This is a genomic window from Vicingus serpentipes, from assembly GCF_007993035.1.
In the GTDB taxonomy this organism is placed as follows: Bacteria; Bacteroidota; Bacteroidia; order Flavobacteriales_E; family Vicingaceae; genus Vicingus; species Vicingus serpentipes.
In genome coordinates this window covers 272555-292367 of sequence record NZ_VOOS01000002.1, presented here as the reverse complement: position 1 = coordinate 292367, position 19813 = coordinate 272555, and the positions used below count along the sequence as shown (strand labels likewise).

Here is a 19813-nt window from a genome sequence, read left to right as displayed (position 1 = left end):
GTCAGTATTTAATGTGAATTAATGATTGTCTTAAGTCAAAATGACATATATTTTTTAATGGCATATACTTTGACTAATAGATTTAGTTGAAAAAATAGTAGTAAAAAATATAAAATCAATTAAAAATGGCAAAAGGAAAAATTAAAGTAAACACGGAAAATATCTTTCCTATCATTAAAAAGTTTTTATACTCAGATCACGAAATATTTTTGAGAGAATTAATCGCTAACGCAACAGATGCAACTAAAAAGCTTCATGCTTTAGCGTCTATGGGTGATTTCAAAGGTGAAATAGGAGATGATACAATTGAAATAATTTTAGATAAAAAAGCAAAAACTATTACCGTTAGTGATAAAGGTATAGGGATGAGTCAAGAAGAAGTGAAAAAGTACATTAATCAAATTGCTTTTTCAGGTGCTGAGGAGTTTGTAAATAAATTTAAAGATCAAGCTGAATCGAGTAACATTATCGGGAAATTTGGTTTAGGGTTTTATTCATCTTTTATGGTAGCCGAAAGGGTTGAAATTATCTCTAAAAACTACAAGGATGAAGAGGCTTCTCATTGGGAATGTGATGGGAGTCCTGAGTATTCTTTAAAAGCGGGTAATAAAGAAACAAGAGGAACTGACATAATTTTACATATTGCTGAAGATTCAACTGAATTTTTAGAGGAAGCAAGAATTAATAACTTGCTTACAAAGTATTGTAAGTTTATGCCTGTGGCAATTAAGTTTGGTCAAAAATCAGAATGGGTTGACAATAAAGAAGGCAAGAAAGATAAAGATGGAAATGTAGAAAAGGAAGAAGTTAAAGTTGATAATGTTGTAAATAACCCTTCCCCTGCATGGACTAAAGCACCTTCTAGTCTTGACGATGAAGATTATAAAAGTTTTTATCGTGAATTGTATCCAATGAATTTTGAAGATCCATTGTTTCATATTCATTTAAATGTTGATTACCCGTTTAACCTTACCGGGATATTGTATTTCCCTAAGATTAAACCAAATATGGAAGTACAAAAAGATAAAATTCAATTGTACTCACGTCAAGTTTTTATTACTGATTCAGTAGAAGGGATAGTACCTGATTTCCTAACACTTTTACATGGAGTAATAGATTCTCCAGATATACCATTAAACGTTTCTCGTTCTTACTTACAAAGTGATGGTGCGGTTAAGAAAATCGCAAGTCATATTTCTAAAAAAGTATCGGATAAATTAGAAGAATTATTTAAGAAAGATAGAGCTGATTTTGAGAGTAAATGGGATGATATTAAGGTGTTTATAGAATATGGAATGTTGTCGGATGATAAGTTTTTTGAAAGAGCTCAGAAATTTGCTTTGTACAAAACAACTACAGGGAAATATTATACCTTAGATGAATTAAAAGAAACAATTAAACCTGCACAAACTGACAAGGATGATAAATTAGTTGTTCTTTATGCAAATGATGTTGATGGTCAACATTCATACATAGAATCAGCAACAAATAAAGGGTATGAAGTAATAGTTTTAGATTCTCCATTAACTGCTCATTTGGTTGGTAAGTTGGAGCAAACTCTAGAAAATTCAACTTTTGTTAGGATAGATGCTGATACAATAGATAAGTTAATTGATAAGAATGAGGAAATTCCAAGTAAATTATCAGATGAAGAGAAAGAAAAACTTAAACCAGTAATTGAAGACGTTGTTGAAAAAAGTAAATTCAATGTTCAATTTGAGAGCATGAATGAAACTGATCAACCAATGACAATTGTTCAGCCAGAGTTTATGAGAAGGATGAAAGATATGAGTGCTGTTGGTGGTGGCATGAATATGTTTGGTGGAGCAATGCCAGATTCATATAATTTAGTAGTAAATGTTAATCACCCAGTTATAAGTAAAATGTTGGCTGAAAAAGATGCTGATTTACAAAAACAGATAGCGAAACAAACTGCTGATTTAGCTTTATTATCTCAAAATATGCTAAAAGGCGAAGAATTAACTAATTTTATAAAAAGAAGTATCGAATTAATTTAAACTAAAATTAAATGAAAAAATCATTGATAATACTTGGAGTTGTAGCTTTAATCATAATGATTGCTATTTCTTCAATAGTTGGGTCGTATAATAATATGGTTACAATGGATGAGTCTGTTTCTGGACAGTGGTCACAAGTCGAAAATGTTTATCAACGAAGAGCTGATCTTATTCCAAATTTGGTAAATACTGTAAAAGGTTATGCTTCTCATGAAAAGGAAACATTAGAAGGTGTTATCGAGGCTCGTTCAAAAGCTACACAAACTACTATTGATCCAAGTAAATTAAATGCAGAATCAATTAAGCAATTTGCTGCAGCGCAAGACGGATTAAGTTCTGCATTAAGTAAATTAATGGTTGTTGTAGAACGTTATCCAGATTTAAAAGCAAATCAAAACTTTTTAGAGTTACAAGCTCAATTAGAAGGTACGGAGAACAGGATTTCTGTTGAACGTAAAAAGTTTAATGATACTGCTAAAGAATATAATACATTTATCCGTAAGTTTCCTAAAAATATATGGGCAGGCATGTTTGGCTTTGAGAAAAGAGATTATTTTGAAGCTCAAGCTGGAGCTGAAAAAGCACCAGAAGTTCAATTTTAAAACCAAAAAACGCCATTACTTTTGTAGTGGCGTTTTAATTTTTATTACATAATTATTTAATAATTAAATTATGCCTTCAAAAATATTTACAGAAGAACAAAAAAAACAAATTGTTGATGCGATAAAGCAAGCTGAAAAAAACACTTCTGGTGAAATTAGAGTTCACATAGAAAAAAAGTGTAAAGAAGATGTTTTAGACCATGCAGCTTTTATGTTTGATGAGTTGGAAATGCAAAAAACCGAATTGCGAAATGGAGTGTTAATTTATCTTGCTGTAGAAGATAGAAAATTGGCTATTCTTGGTGATGCTGGAATTAATATGAAAGTGCCTAAAGGCTTTTGGGACGAAACCAAAGATGTTATGATTAATCATTTTAAAAATGGTGATTATGCTAAAGGTTTGAGTGAAGGCATAATTAAAGCAGGAGAACAATTAAAGGAGCATTATCCTTATCAAAGTGACGATACAAATGAATTGTCTGACGAAATTTCATTTGGAAAATAAATCGATTATGAAAAAAATAATTTCAATATTACTTGTTCTTTATTCTTTTGGAGCTTATGCTCAAAATTGTTTACTCGACCAAAAACCTGTTCAGGATTTGGTTCAAGATTACGCAGGTGTTTTAACAGAAGCTGAAGAACAAGGTCTTAGGCAAGCCTTAATCGCTTTTAATGATACGGTTTCTACTCAGGTTTTGTTGGTAACAGTTACTGATTTATGCGGATTTGATAAAGCTGAGTTTACTTATTCGTTAGGAGAGAAATGGGGTGTAGGACAAAAAGGCAAAAATAATGGTGTTGTAATCATGATAAAGCCTAAAGAAATTGATGGTAAAGGTGAAGCTTTTATTGCTCCAGGTTATGGTTTGGAGGGAGTGTTGCCAGATGCTATTGCTAAACGAATTGTTGAGAATGAAATGATTCCTTATTTTAAAGAGAAGAATTATTTCAGTGGCATTTCAAATGCAGTATTTACAGTGATGGAAATTTCTGCAGGTGAGTATTCTGCCGACGATTATGCTAAAAAAGCCAACATTAAAACCTTTATACCTTTTCTTATTATTTTATTAATAATGGGACTAATTTTTTATTCTAGGGCAAAACAAGCTAGAAGTTATGCAGCAACAAATGGCTTAGGGTTTTGGGCTGCATGGTCATTATTGAATGCTGCAAGTCGAAGTCATGGAGGTTCATATAATAACTTTACATCTGGCGGAGGTTCGTTTGGAGGAGGTAGCAGTTTTGGTGGCTTTGGTGGAGGCTCTTTTGGTGGAGGTGGTGCAGGAGGGAGTTGGTAATTGAAAACTAATTAATATCATATCTAAATTAATTTTCGATTATTAATTTTGTAAAAAAAAAGTATTGAACGAATCATATCATACACCTGAAAATCATCAACAAGCATTTTTAGATAAATTATCACTAGGTTCTTCAGTGTATTTTTGTGCTCGGTTTGTTGCTAAACTTTTTCAAAATAGGAAGTTAGCTTTAGCTAATCAGTTAGATACAAAAGCATGGGCATCAAAGTCAATGGAGATGTTAAAGTTAGTTGAGGATTGTGGGGGTAAATTTCATATCGAAGGTCTTGAAAATATTTTAAAATCAAAAGAACCAGTAATTTTTGTTGGCAACCATATGAGTACATTGGAAACAATGATTTTACCAGGTTTAATTGCTTCTAAACGAGAGGTTACTTTTGTTGTTAAGCAAAGCTTAATGACACATCCAATCTTTGGGCCTGTTATGTGTGCAAGAAAACCTATTGCAGTTGATCGTAAAAATCCAGCAATAGACTTTAAAAAAGTGATGAAAGATGGGGTTGAGAATTTGAAAAAAAACATATCTATTGTAATATTCCCGCAAAGTCATCGTGAAATAGATTTTAATCCAATCCATTTTAATAAAATGGGTATTAAACTAGCTAAGCTAGCTAAAGTTTCTATTGTTCCTGTAGCAATAAAAACTGATTTCTGGAAAAATGGTAAAATCATAAAAGATGTGGGTGGTTTAAATAGAAAACTTCCGATACATATTAAGTTTGGTGAACCAATTTCTATAAATAGCCCTGGTAATGAAGAGCATCAAAAGGTAATTGATTTTATTTCTCTAAATTTAAATAATTGGAGAAAGATTGAGAATGGTATTTAATTCGTTATTTTTATAATTGAATTCAGTATTTAGAATTTATGAAAAACAATTTATATATACTTTTTATACTAACCATATTTTTAGGTTGTTCAAAGACCGATGAGTCCTTGCCAGATCCTGTTTTACCTACTGTTTCTTCTGGAGTTACTGATGATACAAATTTTATATTTACTGGAGAAATGTATGTAAATAAGTATGATGCTGCAGGTACATCATTGTCAAATTATCAATTAACTAATATTGTTTCAAAACTTATTGGAACTAATCCAGATTATAGTTTAGTAGCTATTATAAATGGAGCATCTTTAAAAGGTGAGACAACAAATATTATTGAGGTTAATATTCCTAATAAATTTTTCAATAATTTATCTGTTGCAGGAACAGGTATTTTTATTAGTGGAGTTTATGATGGTAAATATGCTAATGATAGCCTATACTATACAGTAGCATATACCGATATTGAAAACAATAATCTCTTATTGTCATATAGAGGCAAATTATCTAGTAGTTATTAATTTTTCTATCCTTAAAAAGATACATTGTTTTGTTAATTACTCGTTAATTAAAATTTTCTCAGTTTATCGTTAAAAAGAATCTCCTTAACTACTTTTGCATAACTCAAAAAAATAAACATGCAAACCAACGTTATTAGAGAAACGAATTTCAATTTTCCAGGGCAAACTGCTTATTATAAAGGAAAAGTTAGAGATGTATATACAATAGATAATAATCTGTTGGTAATGATTGTGTCAGATCGTATTTCAGCATTTGATGTTGTTTTGCCAAAAGCGATACCTTTTAAAGGGCAAGTTTTAAACCAAATTGCAGCAAAGTTTTTAAAGGCTACAGAAGATATTTTACCTAACTGGGTAACTGCAGTTCCTGATCCAAGTGTTACTGTTGGTAAAATGTGCGAATCTTTTAAAGTTGAAATGGTCATAAGAGGATATTTGTCTGGCCATGCATGGAGAGAATATAAAGAAGGGAAAAGAATTTTGTGTGGTGTTGTTATGCCTGATGGAATGAAAGAAAATGACAAGTTTCCAGAACCAATAATTACACCAACTACTAAAGCGAGCTTTGGTCATGATGAAGATATTAGCAGAGAAGAAATTTTAGCACAAGGAATAGTTTCGGAAGTTGATTATCTTAAGTTAGAAGACTACACTCGTAAAATATTTCAGAGAGGAACTGAGATAGCAGCTGATAAAGGATTAATATTAGTAGATACTAAATATGAGTTTGGTAAAGTAGGAGATGAAATTTATTTAATAGATGAAATTCATACACCAGATTCATCTCGTTATTTTTATAATGATGGTTATGTCGAAAGACAAGAAAAAGGAGAGAAGCAGAAACAACTATCTAAAGAATTTTTACGTGAATGGTTAATTGAAAATGGTTTCCAAGGAAAGGAGGGGCAACAAATTCCTGAAATGACAGATGATTTAATTAATCAAATTTCCGAAAGATACATCGAATTGTATGAGCACATTACAGGAGAAAAATTTATAAAATCTGATGTTTCAGACGTAATTCAAAGAGTAGAGGGTAATATTAATAAAGCAATAGCTCAATTAGTTTAATATTTTAGGGAGAAAATATATTCTCCCTAATTTTTTACATATTAAATGTATATACATTTAATACTTTTGTATATATTTGTAGTATGAAATTAGAAGATGAAATAAAGCAGAAAAAGTTTAAGAATGAATTTCAAAAATTAGCTTTAAATATAATATTTACAGGTAATTGGTTAAACAGTAATTCCATTAAAACTTTTAAGCCATTTGGTATTAGTCCTCAACAATATAATGTGTTAAGAATTCTTAAGGGGCAACATCCGGATGCAATTTCGGTAAATTGTATAGCTGAGCGTATGTTAGATAAAAACTCTAATGCCAGTAGATTGGTTGATAAACTTAAAATTAAAAATTTAGTTAAAAGAGAGATTTGCGAACATGATAGGAGACAAGTGGATATTGCAATTACTGACAAAGGTATTGACTTGTTAAAGCAAATGGAGTCAATTTCAGATCTTATTGATGCTAAAATTAAATCTAGTTTATCTGATGACGAAGCCGCTCAATTGAATTTGTTTTTAGATAAAATTAGGGGTTAAAAAAATTTAATTAAAAGTATGTATATACATATAGTGTAAAAACATTGAAGTTATGACAGTAAAAATTATAAGAGAAAAAGATCAAGCAAAAGGAGCTTTTGCTGGCGGTTTAATTTTAGAAAATAAGCCAATTGGTTTTCCTCAAGATGGAGGAAAACAGAAACCATATTCTAATTTATTTTATTGGGCAAATGCTTGGTCAACAAATGGAGGTTTAATAGGAGAACATCCGCATAAATTTTTTGAAATAATGTCGTTTGTTATTGAAGGTGAAATCGAGCATTATGATAATAAGTTTGATAGATGGTTGTCGCTTAGTAAAGGAGATGCTCAAATTATAAGAGCTGGGAATGGTATTACTCATGCTGAAAAAATTAAAAAGAATAGTAGAATGTTTCAGATTTGGTTCGACCCAAATGTTCAAGAAACAATGAGTAAATCAGCAACTTATGATGACTACAAATCAGCGGACATGAACTTTTTTGAAAAAAATGGAATAGCTTATAAAAACTTTACAGGAAATGGCGGTCCAATACAAATGGATAGTGAAGGAGTTGAAATTAATGAATTAACTATTTCAAAAGGAGAGCATAGAGTAACTTTGAGTGTTGATAAAACACATTCTTTATACCTTATTAAAGGAAGTATAGAAATTGATAAAGAATTATTAGCAGAAAATGATTTTTTGATTATTGAAGATGAGAGCTCAATAAATTTGAATGTTAATTCAGAGGCTTTAGTTTTTATGATATCATCACCAAAGAAATTGAGTCACAAATCATATTCAGAATTAGTTAGGTTTTAAAATAAAAAATATAAAAGATGGAAGTGTTAGATTTAATAAATGAAAGATTTAGTCCTTATGAATTTACGGATAAGTTATTAACTGAAAAAGAAATGTTAGCGTTGTTTGAGGCGGCAGGAAAGGCTGCTTCGGCATTTAATGAGCAACCTTGGCGTTTTATTTATGCTTTAAAGCAAGATGAAGAAGCTTTTAATGCAATTCATTCTTGTTTAGTTGAAGGAAATCAAGGATGGACTAAAGATGTGGCTGCTTTAATTATTACTGTAGTAAGTAAAAATTATGCTAAAAACGGAAATGAGAATACTGTAAGAAAGCACGACTTAGGATTAGCTGTTGGCAATTTAACAGTTCAAGCTTCAAGTATGGGAATCCATTTACATCAAATGGCAGGGATAGTTCCTCAAAATGCAATTGAAAAATTAAATATTCCAGAAGGATATGAACCGGTTACTGCAATAGCTTTAGGTTATTATGATGGTGAGAGTGGAGTAAAGCCAAGAAAACCAATTTCTGAAATAGCTTTTAAAGGAAAAATGAAATAATTAAGTATATTACATCATTAAATTTAAAACGATAAAAATGGATTTACCTAAAAGAGCTGGAGATACTCCAATAGCTGTAGAATTAGAAGAAGGAAAAAATTATGCATGGTGCACTTGTGGATTATCTTCAAAACAACCATTTTGTGATGGAAAACATTCAGGAACAGAGTTTAGACCACAAATGTTAAAAGCTGAAAAGTCAGAAACAAAATATTTATGTGCTTGTAAAGCAACTGCTAATGGACCATTTTGCGATGGTTCGCACAAATAGACTATTGTAATTTTTTTAACACCTCATCTTTCGATAGTGTATTTGGGTAATAGCTTAATATTTTATCCAATACTTCATCTACAATAGTGTCAGGGCATGACGCCCCACTTGTTAATATAATTTTAAGAGGGTTTTTACTAGGTAAAAACCCTTTTGAATTTAATCGTTCGTTTGTTCTAAAATTAAAGTGAAAAATACTTTCTTCACTCTCTATTTCATTTGCTGAATTTATAAAATAAGAAGGTAGTTTTTCTTCACATAATTCAACAATATGGGAAGTGTTAGAGCTATTGTATCCTCCAATTATTATAGCTAAATCAGCAGATTCTTTTAAAAGACCTATAGTAGCCTGTTGGTTGTCGTTTGTAGCATAACATAAAGTATCTCTGGTATCGGCAAAATGTTCTTTTTGATTTTCTAAGCCGTACTTTTTAACCATCGTTTCCTTTAAGAAATCAGCAATTTCTTGCGTTTCTGTTGCAAGCATGGTAGTCTGATTAACTACTCCAATTTTTTGAAGATCTGTTTTAACGTTAAATCCTTTTGAATATCTATTTTCAAAAACAGATTTAAAATCTTCTTCAGATTTAATGCCTAAAATAATTTCTTCTAATATTTTAGCCTCTTTTATGTCTTTTATAATTAATGAAGCACCATTTTTATCACTATGAGAAAATGTAGCTCGAGTTTCTTCGTGATTGTGTTTACCATGTATAATTATAGTATGTTTAGTGTCGCCTAATTTTTTTGACTGTTTCCAAACTCTTTCAACAAAAGGGCAAGTGGTATTATATTTATGTGTTTCTATTCCTATTTTAGCTAATCGCTCTTCTATTTCAAGTGTTGTTCCAAATGCAGGTATTATTACGATGTCGTCTTTGGTTAAATCTGCCCAAGGAACAAATTGATTACCTTGAGTATCCATTATAAATTTAATTCCTTTGCTCTCTAAGTCTTCATTTACAATTGGGTTATGAATCATTTGACTTAGTAAGTAAATAGTTTTGTTTGGATTTTCTGCAACCGCTTTGTAAGCTATTTCTATGGCGTTTTCAACACCATAACAAAAACCAAAATGGCGAGCTATTAAAAATTGAACAGCACCAAAGTCAAGGATTGTTGGGGTAAAATCTTTTTTTCTTGGGTCAATTTCTTTTCTTAAATTCTTTATTGTTGAAATAAAAGAACTTCTATAATAAGTTGGAATTTCAAATGTTTTCATAAGCAGTTTCAAAGGTAAGTTTTTTAAAAAACAGATTGATAAAACAAACTTTATTTTAAATGAAAATAAATTATTAGACTAATTCACTGATAATTAAATGAAAATAAGTAGTTTTGCACCCACTTAAAAAAATGCTGTAATCAACATGCAGCTTATGTTTAATAATCTTTCGTTTGTTGTTGATTAAGAACGAGATACAAGCAATATAAAATGGCAGAAAAAAAAGAAACGCCAAAGGCTACAACAAAAAAAGCGGCTCCTAAAGCTGCAGCAGCTAAAAAAACAACAGCTAAAAAAGAAGCAGCAGTTGTTGAAGTAGCAGCAGAAGAAAAAGAAACTAAAGTAGAAGCACCTAAAAAAGTTGCTCCTCAAGTTTCAGTAAAAACTTCAGACATTAAACCTCTTGCAGATTTTAACTGGGATAGAATTGGTAAGTACGAAGAAGCTTATTCTAAAGAAGAGACTGAAGAAATGGCAGCACAATACGATGCGACATTAAATTCTATCGCTCAACAAGAAGTTTTAATGGGTACTGTAGTTGCAAAAACTCCTAGAGAGGTTGTAATTAATATCGGTTATAAATCAGAAGCAGTTATTTCTATTTCTGAATTCAGATATAATCCAGACCTTAAAGCTGGTGACCAAGTAGAAGTATTTGTTGTAAATACTGAAGATAAAAACGGTCAGTTAATTTTATCACATAGCAAAGCTAGATCATTAAAAGCTTGGGATAAAGTTAATGAACTATTAGCTTCTCAAGAAATTGTTAAAGGTTATGTTAAATGCAGAACTAAAGGTGGTTTAATTGTTGATATTCATGGAATTGAAGCATTCTTACCAGGTTCTCAAATTGATGTTAAACCAATTAGAGATTACGATGTATATGTTGACAAAACAATGGAATTCAAAGTTGTTAAAATCAACAAAGAATTTAAAAACATCGTAGTATCTCATAAAGCACTTATCGAAGCTGAAATTGAACAACAAAAAACACAAATTATTTCTAAATTAGAGAAAGGACAAGTATTAGAAGGTACTGTTAAAAACATTACTTCTTACGGTGTGTTTATCGATTTAGGTGGTGTTGATGGTTTAGTTCACATCACAGATTTATCGTGGGGTAGAATTAACCACCCAGAAGAGATTTTAGAATTAGATCAAAAATTAAACGTTGTTATCCTTGATTTTGATGATGACAAAAAACGTATCGCTTTAGGTATTAAACAATTACAAGAACATCCTTGGGATAAACTTGACACTAAATTAGAAGTTGGTGATAAAGTTAAAGGTAAAGTTGTTGTTGTTGCTGATTATGGTGCATTTATAGAAGTTATCCCTGGTGTTGAAGGGTTAATCCACGTATCAGAAATTACTTGGAGTAATCACTTAAAACCAGCTCAAGAATTCTTTAAAGTTGGTGAAGAGGTTGAAGCAGTTGTATTAACGTTAGATAGAGAAGAAAGAAAAATGTCTCTTGGTGTTAAACAATTAACTTCAGATCCATGGGAAGGTATCGAATCTAACTATGGTGTTGAATCTAAACACAAAGGAAAAGTAACTAACATTTCTGATTTTGGTGTATTTGTTGAATTAGAACAAGGTGTTGATGGATTAATCCATATCTCTGACTTATCATGGTCGAAAAAAATCAACCACCCATCAGAAATTACTAAAGTTGGTGAAGAAATCGAAGTTGTAATTTTAGAAATTGATAGAGAAAACAGAAGATTAAGCTTAGGTCACAAACAATTAGAAGAAAATCCATGGGATGTATTCGAAACTGTTTTTGCTGAAGGTTCAACTCACGAAGGAACAATTACTGAAATAACTCCTAAAGGTTTAGCGATAGTATCGTTACAATACGGAGTAGAAGGTATTGCTACTAAAAAGAACATTGAAAAAGAAGATGGTTCTTTTGCAGCAGTTGAAGAGAAACTTAACTTTAAAGTATTAGAGTTTAACAAAAACGCTAAGAAAATAGTTTTATCTCACACTCAATTATTTAAAGAAACTGAAGAAGAAGAAAAAGTAGCGAAGAAAGCGAAAGCTAAAGCTAGCGCTAGTTCAGCTTCTAAAGCAGTAAAGAAAAACAATGATAACATGGAGAAAACTACTTTAGGTGATCTTGATGCTTTATCAGCGTTAAAAGCAGACTTAGAAAAAGGAGAAAAGAAATAATTCTCTTTTAACTATAGATAACAAAAAGCCCTAACATTAATGTTGGGGCTTTTTTATAAATAAATTTTTCAATTCATCATTCAAAAATCATTATTTATACTAAATTTGTGCTTTAATGGAAAAGAGCAACAGAGTAATATTAGATGCCAAACAATTCGATTTAACCATTAAAAGGCTTGCTCACCAATTAATCGAAAATCACAACAACTTTACAGATACTGTTATACTAGGAATGCAGCCTCGCGGTTTGTTCTTGGCTAATCGTATTCAAGCAGAGTTATTGGCTATTAATAAAAAGTACAAAGTACAAGTAGGTTCGTTAGATACTACTTTTTACCGTGACGATTATAGAAGACAAGACAATCCGTTAATACCTAGTAAAACCCAAGTTGACTTTATTATAGAAGACAAGAAAGTGGTTTTAATTGATGATGTACTTTTTACTGGTCGAAGTGTAAGAGCTGGGTTAGACGCTATGCTAGCATTTGGACGACCTAGTAAAGTAGAACTTCTAGTGTTAATTAATAGACGATACGAACGCGATTTACCAATACAAGCCAAATACATTGGCAAAAATGTACACTCAGTAACTTCAGAAAGAGTTGAAGTAAGTTGGGTTGAAAATGAAGGAGAAGATAAAGTAATATTATATACGCCGGCAAATGACTAAATTAAGTGTGGAGCATTTATTAGGAATTAAGTATCTTCAAAAAGAAGATATCGAATTAATTTTTCAAACTGCAGATCATTTTAAAAACGTAATTAACCGACCAATAAAAAAAGTACCTTCTTTACGTGATATTACCATTGCTAACTTATTTTTTGAAAACTCTACCAGAACAAAACTTTCGTTTGAACTTGCTGAAAAAAGACTTTCTGCAGATACTATAAATTTTGCTTCATCAAGTTCTTCAGTTACTAAAGGAGAAACTTTAATAGATACGGTAAATAACATCTTATCAATGAAAGTTGATATGGTGGTAATGAGACACCCAAACCCAGGGGCAGCTTACTTTTTATCTCAACATGTTGATGCTAAAATTGTAAATGCTGGAGATGGTGCGCACGAGCATCCAACACAAGCACTATTAGATGGCTTTTCAATAAGAGAAAAACACGGTGATTTAAAAGGTAAAAAAGTAGTAATTGTTGGAGATGTGTTACACTCAAGAGTGGCATTATCAAACATCTTTTTACTACAAAAAATGGGAGCCATTGTAAAAGTATGTGGGCCATTAACACTGATACCGAAATACATTAGTTCTTTAGGGGTAGAAGTGATAACAAATTTAAAAGAAGCGTTAAACTGGTGCGATGTAGCGATGATGCTACGAATTCAGTTGGAACGTCAAGATACTAAGTTTTTCCCATCATTAAGAGAATACTCAATGCAGTATGGTTTGGACAAAGCCTTGTTAGATTCTTTAGATAAAGAAATAACGGTAATGCACCCAGGTCCAATTAATAGAGGGGTAGAAATTACTAGTGATGTTGCAGATAGTAAACAATCAATAATTTTAAATCAGGTTGAAAATGGAGTGGCTATTAGAATGGCAGTACTTTATTTATTAGCAGGAAGAATAGAACAATAAATATATTTATGAAAAAAGCGATTATCAAAACAGAAAAAGGTGATATGACTGTGGAATTTTACCACAATGATGCTCCTAAAACAGTAGAAAACTTTATTAATCTAGCTGAGTCTGGTTTTTACAATGGATTAACTTTCCATAGAGTATTACCTGATTTTGTAATTCAAGGTGGTTGTCCAGATGGAACAGGAGCAGGCGGACCAGGTTATTCAATAGATTGTGAATTAACGGGTGAAAATCAATATCATGATAGAGGAGTGTTATCTATGGCTCACGCTGGAAGAAATACAGGTGGTTCTCAATTTTTCATCTGTCACAGCAGAAACAATACATCTCACTTAGATAGAAACCATACTTGTTTTGGTAAAGTTGTAGAAGGTGTTGATATTGTAGATGATATTAGACAAGGTGATAAAATCAATAGTATTGAAGTTATTGAAGGGTAAGAGCCCCTCTAAATCTCCCCAAAGGGGAGGCCTAAAAAAATAAAAAAATCCCGCTTTAGCGGGATTTTTTTTATTTCTATCGTCATTCCGGAAGTAGCGTTAGCGGATATCCGGAATCTATTATTTATCAATAGTTTTACTAAAACTGAGATTGCGGGTCAAGCCCGCAATGACGTTAAATTTCTATACTTACTGGACAATGATCAGAACCATATTCGTTCATTAAAATTTCAGCTTTTTTTACATTTTTAATATAACTTTCACTTACTAAGAAATAATCAATTCTCCAGCCTACATTATTCTCTCTTGCTCCACCTCTGTAACTCCACCAGCTATAGGCATCTAATTTATCAGGGTTTAAATATCTAAAAGAATCTAATAAACCAGCATTAATAAAATTGTTCATCCCATCAATTTCTTCTTGCATAAATCCAGCACTTTTGTTGTAGTTTGCTTTAGGTCTTGCTAAATCAATTTCTGTATGTGCTACGTTTAAATCGCCACAAACAATTACAGGTTTAGTTTTTTCTAAATTCTTTAAATAAGCTAAAAAAGCAGCATCAAAATTTTGTCTATCATCTAATCTGCTTAAATCGTTTTTAGAATTGGGAGTATAAACTGTGGTTAAGTAAAAATCATCGTACTCGGCAGTTAATACTCTGCCTTCTTGATCGTGCTCTTTAATATTAATGTCAGCTTTAACGCTAATTGGTTTTTGCTTAGTAATTATTGCTGTACCCGAATAGCCTTTTTTTACCGCTGAATTTGAATAAACATGATATCCTTCTAAGTTTTCTAAAACTTCAGCTACTTGGTCATCTTGTGCCTTGGTTTCTTGTAAACACAAAACATCAGGGTTTAAACGTTCTATTTGTTCAAAAAAATCTTTTTTAGCAACAGCTCTAATTCCGTTTACATTCCAGGAGATTAACTTCATATTTTATCAATTTAAGCATCCAAAATACTAATTATTTTAAATAAACTCGATGGAAATCTAATACATGTTTATATTTGCTTTAGATGTTTACCAAGGAAGAAAAAAAAGCAATAAAAACTGAATTCTGGACGAGTTTTGGTGTTTATATGCGAAAACATAATAAAGAGTTTGGTCGTGTACATTGGGTAAACTATAAAACCAAAATCAAGGATTTATATTTTAGGTTAGACCTTACAAGTAAAAAAGCTACTTTTTCTATTGATTTACAGCATGTAGATGATGGAATTAGAGAGTTGTTTTATGAGCAATTTACTGAGCTGAAAGTGGTGCTACATGATGCTGTTGGTGAAGAGTTGATTTGGGATGAAATTGTTTTTAATGAGTTTGAAAAACCAGTTAGTAAAATTCATATAGAATTAGAAAATGTAAACATTTACAATAAAAACGACTGGCAAGAGGTTTTTGTCTTTTTTGAAAAACGAATTGTTGGTTTGCATCGCTTTTGGCTTGACTTTAATGAGATTTTTATACAACTTCAAAATTAGTGATTACTGAACTAATTAATAGTATACAACCTTTTGTTCATGAAGAAATAGAAAGAGTTTTATCTCCTTTTGGTGAAGTTTTAGTAGTAAACAATACCTTAAGATTACATGTGATTTTATTAGATAAGATTAAATGTAATTCAAGTAATACAGACTTAATCAATTTTAATTCAATTCAACAATCAAAAACAAGTCAACTTATCTGTATTTATGAAGATGAGTTAACGCATAAATTCGATATTATTGTTTCGAGAGTTAAGTCTTTATTAGGGGTTACTACTCGTATTCATGGAAGAAGCACAGCGGTTGTAAAACTAACAAAGCCTGAATTACTAAAGTTTTTAAATGATAATCATGGAAACGAACCATTTAATGCTAAATATAAATACGGTTTAACCTATAAAGGTGAATTAGTTGCAGTCGCTTCTTTTGGGCAGTTAATGCACAAGAAATTTGAAGCAGGAGGGAAGTGGTCGGGAGAGTTAATTCGATTTTGTAATAAAAGTGATTATACTGTTGTTGGTGGATTAAGTAAACTAATCAAACATTTTATAAAACAACACAAAGTAGATGATGTTATGACCTATGCAGATAAAGATTGGTCGGATGGGAAAAGTTATTTAAAACTTGGTTTTAAGTTAGTTGATGAACTTCCTCCAGTTGAATTTTTTGTTGACTCAAAAACATTAGAACGGTTTAATTACAGGACTAAAACTTCTACTAAAAACCCACTAATATCTATTTTTACTTCAGGAAGTTTAAAGTTTATTTTAGAAGTGAAGAATGAAGAATAGATTAGTAAGTATAATAATGCCAGTAAAGAACACCTCTAAACATTTAAAGGAATGTTTAGATTCTACTTTGAATCAATCGTATAGCAATTGGGAATTGTTAGCAGTAGATGATAGTTCTTCGGATAATAGTTTTCAAATATTAACTGACTATTCTATTAAAGATAATCGAATTAAAGTATTTAGGAATAATGGAAGCGGAATAATACCTGCTTTACAACTAGGCTATTCAAAATGTTTAGGAAATTTTATTACTCGTATGGATTCGGATGATATTATGGTTGACGACAAGCTATATGTGATGGTAAATCAATTGATTGAAAATGGGGTAGGCAATATTGCATTGGGCTTAGTACGTTATTTTTCGGAAGAGGGAATAGGAGAGGGATTTAGTAGATATGAACAATGGCTAAATGGATTAATTTCAAAAGGCGATAGCTTTAAAGAAATTTACAAAGAATGTGTGATTCCATCGCCTTGTTGGATGATGCAACGAGAAGACTTTGAAAAATGTGGTGGATTTACTAGCGAAATTTATCCTGAAGATTATGATTTAGCTTTTCGGTTTTATCAAAATAAACTAAAATGTATTCCATCCGAAAAGGTTTTACATCATTGGAGAGATTACCCAACAAGAACGTCGAGAACTCACGAACATTATGCTGATAGTAGCTTTATAGAGATAAAGTTGCATCATTTTTTGGAGTTAGATTATGATGTAAATAAAAAGTTAGTGGTTTGGGGAGCCGGTAAAAAAGGAAAATTAATAGCTGAGTTGTTGTTAAAAAGGAACATCCCTTTTTCTTGGATTTGTGATAATCCTAAAAAAATCGGTAAAGACATTTACAATCAGAAATTACTTTCGTTTACAGAACTTGAAAATATTGAAAATAACCAAAGTATTGTAACTGTTGCAAGCCCAACTGCACAGAAAGAGATTCAACGGTATTTTGCAGTAAGAGAACGTTTGCCAATGGTAGATTATTTCTTTTTTTGTTAATTAGCAATACTTTGAGCTACTAACCAGCCTGTAGTCCAAGCTGCTTGAAAATTAAAACCTCCTGTTAAAGCATCAATATCTAAAACTTCGCCAGCAAAATATAAATTTTCTACCTTTTTACTTTCCATCGTTTTAAAGTTGATTTCATTTAATTTAACGCCACCACAACTCACAAACTCTTGTTTAAATGTAGTTTTTCCTTTCGATTGGTAAACATCATTTAAAAGATTGTTTACAAGCTTGTTGAGTTGTTTTTTGTTTACTTCAGCCCACTTAATTTCAGTATTTATTCCAGATTTTTCTAATAAATACAATTGTAGCTTTTTAGGTAAATCTACACTAAACTGATTAATGACCTTTTTAGCGCCGTAGTTTTGTTTTTCGGTTTGGAAAAATGCTTTTAATTCGTCCTCTTTTTTATTTGGCAACCAATTTATACTGAATTCAAACTCATAATTTTTATCATGTAAAAATCGTGCAGCCCAAGATGATAACTTTAAAACAGCAGGACCACTAACTCCCCAATGTGTAATTAATAAAGGTCCACTTTCTTGCAGCTTAGTTCCATTTAACCGAATAGAAACATTACTAACCACACCTTGTAATTTTAAAATTTCATGGTTGGGTAAGTTAAAAGTGAATAAAGATGGAGTGGGAGCTTCAATTTCAATTCCTAAATTTTGAATGAACTCGTATTGTTCGAGTTTATTAAATCCACCAGTAGTAATTACACAATTTGTACAATGATAAATTTCGTTTATGGTTGTTAAAGTAAATGTCTCATTGTTTTTAGTAATGCTATCAACTTTAGTTTGAAAAATTATTTCAACATTATACTTTTTTAAATCAGCTAAAAAGCAATCTATAATGGTTTGAGAATTATCAGTAATAGGAAACATCCTACCGTCTTCTTCTGTTTTCAATTGAACACCTCTTTCATTAAACCATTCTATTGTATCAGTAGGATTAAAAGATGAAAAAGGTCCAATCAGTTCTCGTTGTCCTCGAGGGTAAAATTTTACTAATTCTTTTACATCAAAACAAGCATGTGTAACATTACATCTCCCTCCACCAGAAACTTTTACTTTAGAGAGCAATTTTGTGCTTTTTTCGAGTACAGCTACAGTAAGGTTGGGTTTTAATTTTTTTAAATTAATTGCTGCAAAAATTCCAGCAGCACCGCCACCAACAATAATAGTATCAAATGTTTTACTCATAAAGCAAATATAGTATCAAATAAGTATTGAATAAGGTTCATATTCAAAATATAATTTTACTCTATATTTTAGTTTTAAATTCTGAATAAACTTAATTTTACAGAATAAAATATTTAAAAATAGATAATATGAAAGATTTTAGACCAGCAGACAATATTCAAGATTTACAATATTTTGGTGAATTTGGAGGTGTAAACCCTTCAATAACAGATTCTTCCACCTATACTTTTTTAAAGGCAGGAACAATGGAAGGTGTTTTTGGTGGAGAAGTAGAAGGTTGCTATTTATATTCGAGGCACTGGAATCCAAGTAATAAATATTTGTCGCAAGCTCTTGCTCAAATGGAAGGTACAGAAAGTGCTTCAGTAACCGCTTCAGGAATGGGAGCAATTACTTCAGTAATCTTACAAATCTGTTTATCTGGTGATGAAATTGTAGCAAGTAGAACCATTTATGGTGGTACATATGCTTTTTTCAAAAACTTTTTACCAAAATTTGGTATTAAAGTAAATTTTGTAAATACTACTGAATTAGAACAAGTAAAAGCAGCTGTAACAGATAAAACTAAAATTATTTACTGTGAAACAATGAGTAATCCGATGTTAGAGATTTCTGATGTTTCGGAACTGTCTAAAATTGCAAAAGCAAACGATTGTAAATTGGTTGTTGACAATACTTTCTCTCCAATGATTTTTTCTCCAGCCCAAATGGGAGCTGATATTGTTGTTCATTCGATGACTAAATTTATTAATGGAATGAGTGATTGTGTAGCAGGAACAGTATGTGCTTCAGAAGAATTTATTAATTCGTTATATGATGTAAACGATGGAGCTGCAATGCTGTTAGGACCAGTTTTAGATAGTTTTAGATCGGCAAGTATTTTAAAGAATTTAAGAACACTTCATATTAGAATGAAACAACATAGTGCTAACGCAATGTACATTTCATCTAAACTACATGAAGATGGTGTTAAAGTTACTTATCCAGGTTTAGCAAGTCATCCACAAAATGGATTGATGAAAACAATGATGAATGAAGATTTTGGTTTTGGAGGTTTGTTTGTAATTGATATGCAAACTCCAGCAAGAGCAAATCAATTAATGGAATTGATGCAAGATGACAACTTAGGTTATTTAGCTGTAAGCTTAGGTTCATATAAAACATTGTTTAGTGCACCAGGCGGAAGTACTTCTTCAGAAATACCAGAAGAAGAAAGACTAGAAATGGGCTTAACCGATGGTTTAGTTCGTATATCTATAGGGTTAGATAATAACCCGGAACGTACTTACCAATCGATTAAAAGATGTATGGCTACAGTTGGTTAGCCAGCTGTTAAGTTTATAAAATTAAAATCCCGACCAAACGGTTGGGATT

General features: G+C 31.2%; 22 protein-coding genes. 19 read left to right on the top strand and 3 right to left on the bottom strand.

All coding sequences use genetic code 11. The features are described from left to right. Positions 1–125: 125 nt before the first annotated feature. The 11 genes from htpG to FRY74_RS05240 all read left to right on the top strand — a co-directional run bounded on the left by htpG (position 126) and on the right by FRY74_RS05240 (position 8511). Complete coding sequence (htpG, locus tag FRY74_RS05290; RefSeq protein ID WP_147099337.1) at positions 126–2018, top strand: molecular chaperone HtpG; 1893 nt, start codon at positions 126–128, stop codon at positions 2016–2018. Between the two features lie 11 nt (positions 2019–2029). After that, positions 2030–2620: a LemA family protein gene (locus FRY74_RS05285; RefSeq protein ID WP_147099335.1), complete on the top strand. Its 591-nt coding sequence runs from the start codon at positions 2030–2032 to the stop codon at positions 2618–2620. 70 nt (positions 2621–2690) lie between these two features. Continuing rightward, positions 2691–3125: a TPM domain-containing protein gene (locus FRY74_RS05280; protein ID WP_147099333.1), complete on the top strand. Its 435-nt coding sequence runs from the start codon at positions 2691–2693 to the stop codon at positions 3123–3125. Between the two features lie 7 nt (positions 3126–3132). Then, positions 3133–3921 (top strand): TPM domain-containing protein, encoded by a 789-nt coding sequence (locus tag FRY74_RS05275; RefSeq protein WP_170227951.1) that lies wholly within the window; start codon positions 3133–3135, stop codon positions 3919–3921. 64 nt (positions 3922–3985) lie between these two features. Then, positions 3986–4771 carry a lysophospholipid acyltransferase family protein gene (locus FRY74_RS05270; RefSeq protein ID WP_147099329.1) on the top strand — a complete coding sequence of 262 codons (786 nt, stop codon included), beginning with the start codon at positions 3986–3988 and terminating at the stop codon, positions 4769–4771. A 38-nt stretch (positions 4772–4809) separates the two neighbouring features. Then, complete coding sequence (locus FRY74_RS05265) at positions 4810–5286, top strand: hypothetical protein (protein WP_147099327.1); 477 nt, start codon at positions 4810–4812, stop codon at positions 5284–5286. Between the two features lie 117 nt (positions 5287–5403). Beyond that, on the top strand, positions 5404–6357 hold the full coding sequence (locus FRY74_RS05260) for a phosphoribosylaminoimidazolesuccinocarboxamide synthase (protein ID WP_147099325.1): 954 nt from the start codon (positions 5404–5406) through the stop codon (positions 6355–6357). An 83-nt stretch (positions 6358–6440) separates the two neighbouring features. Then, positions 6441–6893, top strand: a complete 453-nt coding sequence (locus FRY74_RS05255) for a MarR family winged helix-turn-helix transcriptional regulator (protein WP_147099323.1) — start codon at positions 6441–6443, stop codon at positions 6891–6893. Positions 6894–6945: 52 nt separating this feature from the next. Beyond that, positions 6946–7698 carry a pirin family protein gene (locus tag FRY74_RS05250; protein WP_147099321.1) on the top strand — a complete coding sequence of 251 codons (753 nt, stop codon included), beginning with the start codon at positions 6946–6948 and terminating at the stop codon, positions 7696–7698. A 17-nt stretch (positions 7699–7715) separates the two neighbouring features. Next, positions 7716–8240 (top strand): nitroreductase family protein, encoded by a 525-nt coding sequence (locus FRY74_RS05245; protein WP_147099320.1) that lies wholly within the window; start codon positions 7716–7718, stop codon positions 8238–8240. 37 nt (positions 8241–8277) lie between these two features. Next, positions 8278–8511: a CDGSH iron-sulfur domain-containing protein gene (locus FRY74_RS05240; protein ID WP_147099318.1), complete on the top strand. Its 234-nt coding sequence runs from the start codon at positions 8278–8280 to the stop codon at positions 8509–8511. Between the two features lies 1 nt (position 8512). Here FRY74_RS05240 and FRY74_RS05235 read toward each other — a convergent pair whose 3' ends face one another. Then, positions 8513–9733: a 4-hydroxy-3-methylbut-2-enyl diphosphate reductase gene (locus FRY74_RS05235; protein WP_147099316.1), complete on the bottom strand. Its 1221-nt coding sequence runs from the start codon at positions 9731–9733 to the stop codon at positions 8513–8515. Positions 9734–9943: 210 nt separating this feature from the next. Between FRY74_RS05235 and rpsA the strand changes: the two genes are divergently transcribed. The 4 genes from rpsA to FRY74_RS05215 all read left to right on the top strand — a co-directional run bounded on the left by rpsA (position 9944) and on the right by FRY74_RS05215 (position 13949). Continuing rightward, complete coding sequence (gene rpsA / locus FRY74_RS05230) at positions 9944–11911, top strand: 30S ribosomal protein S1 (RefSeq protein ID WP_147099315.1); 1968 nt, start codon at positions 9944–9946, stop codon at positions 11909–11911. 115 nt (positions 11912–12026) lie between these two features. After that, the gene (gene pyrR / locus FRY74_RS05225) at positions 12027–12581 is read left to right on the top strand and encodes a bifunctional pyr operon transcriptional regulator/uracil phosphoribosyltransferase PyrR (protein ID WP_147099313.1); all 555 of its coding nucleotides are present in this window, start codon (positions 12027–12029) and stop codon (positions 12579–12581) included. Then, entirely contained in the window at positions 12574–13503 is a 930-nt protein-coding gene (locus FRY74_RS05220; RefSeq protein WP_147099311.1) for an aspartate carbamoyltransferase catalytic subunit, read from the top strand. The genes pyrR and FRY74_RS05220 overlap by 8 nt, the downstream gene beginning before the upstream one ends. Before the next feature lie 8 nt (positions 13504–13511). Further along, entirely contained in the window at positions 13512–13949 is a 438-nt protein-coding gene (locus FRY74_RS05215) for a peptidylprolyl isomerase (protein WP_147099308.1), read from the top strand. 175 nt (positions 13950–14124) lie between these two features. Here FRY74_RS05215 and FRY74_RS05210 read toward each other — a convergent pair whose 3' ends face one another. After that, on the bottom strand, positions 14125–14886 hold the full coding sequence (locus tag FRY74_RS05210; RefSeq protein WP_147099306.1) for an exodeoxyribonuclease III: 762 nt from the start codon (positions 14884–14886) through the stop codon (positions 14125–14127). 83 nt (positions 14887–14969) lie between these two features. On the opposite strand from FRY74_RS05210, the gene FRY74_RS05205 reads away from it, so the two are divergent. From FRY74_RS05205 to FRY74_RS05195, 3 genes are read left to right on the top strand one after another with little or no spacing between them, the layout of a single operon-like run. After that, positions 14970–15431, top strand: a complete 462-nt coding sequence (locus FRY74_RS05205) for a DUF4268 domain-containing protein (RefSeq protein WP_147099304.1) — start codon at positions 14970–14972, stop codon at positions 15429–15431. Continuing rightward, on the top strand, positions 15431–16225 hold the full coding sequence (locus FRY74_RS05200; protein WP_147099303.1) for a hypothetical protein: 795 nt from the start codon (positions 15431–15433) through the stop codon (positions 16223–16225). Before FRY74_RS05205 ends, FRY74_RS05200 begins: the two co-directional genes overlap by 1 nt. Then, a complete protein-coding gene (locus FRY74_RS05195; protein ID WP_147099301.1) occupies positions 16215–17222 on the top strand; it encodes a glycosyltransferase family 2 protein in 1008 nt (335 codons plus the stop codon). Before FRY74_RS05200 ends, FRY74_RS05195 begins: the two co-directional genes overlap by 11 nt. Here FRY74_RS05195 and FRY74_RS05190 read toward each other — a convergent pair. Beyond that, the gene (locus tag FRY74_RS05190) at positions 17219–18439 is read right to left on the bottom strand and encodes a BaiN/RdsA family NAD(P)/FAD-dependent oxidoreductase (protein ID WP_147099299.1); all 1221 of its coding nucleotides are present in this window, start codon (positions 18437–18439) and stop codon (positions 17219–17221) included. The genes FRY74_RS05195 and FRY74_RS05190 overlap by 4 nt on opposite strands. A gap of 128 nt (positions 18440–18567) precedes the next feature. Here FRY74_RS05190 and FRY74_RS05185 point away from each other — a divergent pair, with 128 nt between their 5' ends. Continuing rightward, entirely contained in the window at positions 18568–19764 is a 1197-nt protein-coding gene (locus tag FRY74_RS05185; RefSeq protein ID WP_147099297.1) for an aminotransferase class I/II-fold pyridoxal phosphate-dependent enzyme, read from the top strand. Positions 19765–19813: the final 49 nt, after the last annotated feature.